A 4568-nucleotide genomic window follows, 5' to 3' on the forward strand; every position below is an offset into this window, starting at 1 on the left:
CCGCCGCGGGCGCGCCATCGCCCTCCGCCAGCCCCTCGATAATCGGGCAATCGGGGCGGTCGTCGCCGTGGCAATGATCGGCCAGCGTCTCGAGGGTGCGAACCATGGCTTCGATCTCGGCCATTTTTTCCCGGAGCCGTTCGATATGCTCCAGCGCGAACGCCTTGACGTCGGCGCTGGCGCGGCTCCGGTCGGACCATAGCCCGAGCAGTCCGCCGATCTGCTCGACGGTGAAACCGAGATCGCGCGCGCGGCGAACGAAGCGCAGCCGGTGCACGTCGGCCTCGTCATAATCGCGGTACCCCGAGTCATGGCGCGCGGCCTTGGGGATGAGGCCCGTTTGCTCATAATATCGGATCATCTTGGTCGAGACGCCCGACATTCTGGAAGCCTGGCCGATATTCATGCTGGCGTTCCTCCCGTGCTTCTGTCGGACGCGATCACAGGCCGGAAGGCCTTGAGACGCAGCGCATTGCTTAGCACGAAGACGCTCGACAGCGCCATCGCGCCCGCCGCGAAGATCGGCGAAAGCAGCGTGCCGTTCAGCGGATAGAGCGCGCCCGCGGCGACCGGGATCAGCGCGGCATTATAGCCGAACGCCCAGAACAGATTCTCCTGGATGTTGCGGATGGTCGCCTTCGACAGCGCGATCGCGTTGACCACGCCGCGCAGGTCACCCGACATCAGCACGACGTCGGCGGATTCGATCGCGACATCGGTGCCGGTGCCGATCGCGAGGCCGACATCGGCCTCGGCGAGCGCGGGTGCGTCGTTGATGCCGTCGCCGACGAAGGCGACCTTGCGCCCGCCCGCGCGCAGCCGGTGGAGCGCATCGACCTTTCCGCCCGGAAGCACTTCGCCCACCACTTCGTCGATCCCGAGCGTGCGCGCGACGGCATCGGCGGTCGCCTGATTGTCGCCGGTGATCATTGCGACCTTCAGACCGAGATTGTGGAGCGCGCGGATCGCCTCCGGCGTCGTATCCTTGATCGGGTCGGCGACCGCGATCACTGCCGCGAGCTTGCCATCGATCGCAGCGTAGAGCGGCGACCGGCCAAGCGCGCCGAGTTCGGCCGCCTTCGCAGCGAAGGCCGATACATCATGCCCGAGCTTCGTCATGAAGCGGTCGGCGCCGACCTCGACATCATGCTCGCCGACCCGCGCCGACACGCCATAACCGGGCGTAGCCTCGAACGTGGTGGGCGATGCCAGGATCAGGTTCCGCGCCTTCGCCGCCGCGACGATCGCTTCGGCGATCGGATGCTCGGACCGGGTCTCGACGCTCGCGACGAGTGCCAGCACCTCATCATATTCGAATTCGCTCGCTGGTTCGAGGTCGGTCAGTTCGGGGCGGCCCTTGGTGAGGGTGCCGGTCTTGTCGAGCGCCACGACGCGAACATCGCGCAGCGTTTGCAGGGCCTCGCCCTTGCGGAACAGCACACCGAGTTCGGCGGCGCGCCCGGTGCCGACCATGATCGACGTCGGCGTGGCGAGCCCCATCGCGCACGGGCAAGCGATGATCAGTACCGCGACGGCGTTGATCAGCGCGAAGGTCAGCGCCGGGTCGGGCCCGAAGACGAGCCAGATCAGGAAGGTCAGCGCGGCGATTCCCATCACCGCGGGGACGAACCAGGCGGTCACCTTGTCGACCATCGCCTGGATGGGGAGCTTCGAACCCTGCGCCTGCTCGACCATCCGGATAATCTGCGCGAGCAATGTGTCGGCACCGACCTTGGTCGCGCGGAAGGTAAAGGCACCGGTCGTGTTGATCGTGCCGCCGACAACCTCGGCGCCCGCAGCCTTGGCGACCGGCACGGGCTCGCCGGTGATCATCGCTTCATCGACCCAGGACTGGCCGTCGACGACCTCGCCATCGACCGGTACGCGCTCGCCGGGACGCACGTCGACGATATCCCCGCTGACGACGTCGGCGAGCGCGACGTCGACAACCGCCCCGTCGCGTATGACGCGTGCGGTCTTGGCCTGCAATCCGATAAGCCGCTTGATCGCTTCGGACGTCCGCCCCTTGGCCTTGGCTTCCAGATAGCGGCCGAGCAGGATCAGCGCGACGATTACCGCCGCCGCTTCATAATAGACATTGGCGGTGCCGGGAGGAAGCACGCCGGGGGTGAAGGTCGCAACGAGCGAGTAACCCCAGGCGGCGCTGGTTCCGAGTGCGACGAGCGAGTTCATGTCGGGCGTCCCGCGCAGGATCGCGGGAATGCCCTTCCGGAAAAAGCGCAGGCCGGGACCGAACAGCACCAGCGTCGTCAGCGCGAACTGGATCAGCCAGCTCGTCTGCATGCCAATCGTGGCCATGACAAAATCATGCACGGCCGGCACGAGGTGCGATCCCATTTCGAGCAGAAACACCGGCAGCGCCAGCACCGCGGCAAGTTGCAGCGAGCGACGAAGGCCCGTGAGTTCGGCCTCGCGCGCCGCGGCCTCGCGGTCGGGCGCGGCGGCATCGGCTTCGAGCCGGCGCGGCGTATAGCCGGCGCGGCGGATCGCGGCTTCGAGATCCGCCGGCGCGACAAGCCCGCTGCGATACCGGATGCTGGCGCGTTCGGTCGCGAGATTGACGCTTGCGGCGGCAACGCCGGGAACCGCCCTCAGCGCCTTTTCGACATGGCCGACGCACGAGGCGCAGGTCATGCCCTCGACCCCGAGCTCGACCTCGATTTCGGGCACCGCATAACCGGCCTCTTCGATTGCCTGCACCACCGCCAGCGGATCGGGCGTGCCCGCAAAGGTCACATCGGCGCGTTCGGTCGCGAGATTGACGCTGACGCCGGCGACCGCGGGGAGCTTGCCGATCGCCTTTTCGATATGCCCGACGCATGAGGCGCAGGTCATCCCGGCGACCGCAACGCTCAGTTTCTCTTGCTCCGCGGCGGGCGCATCGCCACCCGTGCTCTGTTTCAACTCCATCACATCGGACATCGAAAATTCTCCGGTTTCATTCGTTGAGACAGAATGTGGGGTTTCCAACGATGGGAAGGTCAAGCGGTAAAAAACGCGCGTCCGACCCATTGACCTTGCCATCGTTGGAAACCCCATATCCGGATCATCAGCAGAAACCGGAGGTTCCAAGATGATCCAATTCGACATTCCCGGCATGACGTGCGGCGGTTGCGCGCGGTCGGTCACGAAGGCCATCCACAGCATCGATGCCGACGCCCGCGTGGTGCCCGATATTCCGGCGCGCCGGGTTACGATCGAGAGCAGCCACGACCGCGCCAAATTCGTCGAGGCGATCCGCGCGGCCGGCTATGATATGCAGCCGGCATAAGTGAGAAAGGTCCGGGTCACCTCGGGGTGGCCCGGGCAATGGCCCCGGCCTAAAGATCGCCCGCGCTGAAATAGGCTCGCAGCCGCTGCATGAGCGGGGGATCCAGCCGGATGTAGCATCGGCGTCCGTCGACCGGGTCGGGGATGCGCGAGACAAGCCCGGCGTCGCACAGTTTCTGGATCAGCCGAAGCGCACTGCTCATCGGCAATCCGGCCGTCACGCACACGGCGCTGATCGAAAGCGGCTTGCGCTCGCATTCGTGAATGAAGAGATCGATCAGCATTTCCCATGCCGGCTCTCCGAAGAGATCGTGCGCCCCGACCAACTGCTTGCGAAGCGTACGCCGGCGAAGGAGCCGTTTTGCATTGTCGCGGGCATGTTCGGTATCCCGATCCATCATGACGAATGTCGACGTGCCCGATCCGCGCGCTGTGCCGGCAATCAGGACGCGTATCGTTCAACGCCGCCGGAGCGCCGGCAGCCGGCAGACGCCAATTGGAAAGGCCGGGTCATTTTCTCGCGAGAATCGATTTCATCTGGTCGATTTCCGCCGTCTGCGACCGGATGATCTCACCGCACAATTTGAGGATCTCGGCATCGGACAGCGAGGCCTGCTCGCACATCAGGATGGCACCCGAATGATGCGGAATCATCGAGCGCAGAAAGGCGGTATCGTCGATCGTCGTCTGGGTCCGGATGAGTCCGAAGCTCCCGAAGAAGGCGACCGCCGATCCGAGGAGCAGCAGCATATTGAGACGCCTGGACGGAAACATGTCGGGCATCGCGACGATCATCATCACCACCATCGGCGATGCCATCATGAGCGTCATGTAGAGCATGTTGAGATTATTGTAGAAGCTCGAGAGGCGGTCGATCATCACGAACATGACCAGGGGCTCTGTTGCAAAAATCGTGAAGCTTGAGCATGCTTGGCGGAGATTGGACGGACGGAACGATGACGGATTTCAAGTGGCGCCATTTCCAGGGTGATGTGATCCTGTGGGCGGTGCGCTGGTATTGTCGCTATCCGATCAGCTATCGCGACCTTGAGGAAATGCTGGCGGAACGCGGCATTTCGGTCGACCATACGACGATCTATCGCTGGGTCCAGTGCTACGCCCCGGAGATGGAGAAGCGGCTGCGCTGGTTCTGGCGGCGTGGCTTTGATCCGAGCTGGCGCCTGGATGAAACCTACGTCAAGGTGCGGGGCAAGTGGACCTACCTGTACCGGGCAGTCGACAAGCGGGGCGACACGATCGATTTCTACCTGTCGCCG

5 protein-coding genes and 1 pseudogene are annotated in these 4568 nt (G+C 64.6%); 2 read left to right on the forward strand and 4 right to left on the reverse strand.

All coding sequences use genetic code 11. The features are described 5' to 3' along the window. On the reverse strand, nucleotides 1-406 hold a 406-nt coding region (gene cueR, locus LH128_RS19310), incomplete at its 3' end, for a Cu(I)-responsive transcriptional regulator (protein WP_008831363.1). Then, the gene (locus LH128_RS19315) at nucleotides 403-2943 is read right to left on the reverse strand and encodes a heavy metal translocating P-type ATPase (protein ID WP_008831364.1); all 2541 of its coding nucleotides are present in this window, start codon (nucleotides 2941-2943) and stop codon (nucleotides 403-405) included. The genes cueR and LH128_RS19315, both read right to left, overlap by 4 nt. A 151-nt stretch (nucleotides 2944-3094) precedes the next feature. Between LH128_RS19315 and LH128_RS19320 the strand changes: the two genes are divergently transcribed. Then, on the forward strand, nucleotides 3095-3292 hold the full coding sequence (locus LH128_RS19320; protein ID WP_008831365.1) for a heavy-metal-associated domain-containing protein: 198 nt from the start codon (nucleotides 3095-3097) through the stop codon (nucleotides 3290-3292). A 49-nt stretch (nucleotides 3293-3341) separates the two neighbouring features. Here the strand turns inward: LH128_RS19320 and LH128_RS19325 are convergent, their stop codons facing one another. After that, the gene (locus LH128_RS19325) at nucleotides 3342-3692 is read right to left on the reverse strand and encodes a MarR family transcriptional regulator (protein ID WP_008831366.1); all 351 of its coding nucleotides are present in this window, start codon (nucleotides 3690-3692) and stop codon (nucleotides 3342-3344) included. A 109-nt stretch (nucleotides 3693-3801) separates the two neighbouring features. After that, complete coding sequence (locus LH128_RS19330; RefSeq protein ID WP_008831367.1) at nucleotides 3802-4179, reverse strand: DUF305 domain-containing protein; 378 nt, start codon at nucleotides 4177-4179, stop codon at nucleotides 3802-3804. 68 nt (nucleotides 4180-4247) lie between these two features. Here LH128_RS19330 and LH128_RS19335 point away from each other — a divergent pair. Continuing rightward, a pseudogene (locus LH128_RS19335) lies at nucleotides 4248-4568 on the forward strand (IS6-like element IS6100 family transposase); the annotation flags it as partial.

The sequence above is a fragment of the Sphingomonas sp. LH128 genome (assembly GCF_000293195.2).
In the GTDB taxonomy this organism is placed as follows: domain Bacteria; phylum Pseudomonadota; class Alphaproteobacteria; order Sphingomonadales; family Sphingomonadaceae; genus Novosphingobium; species Novosphingobium resinovorum_A.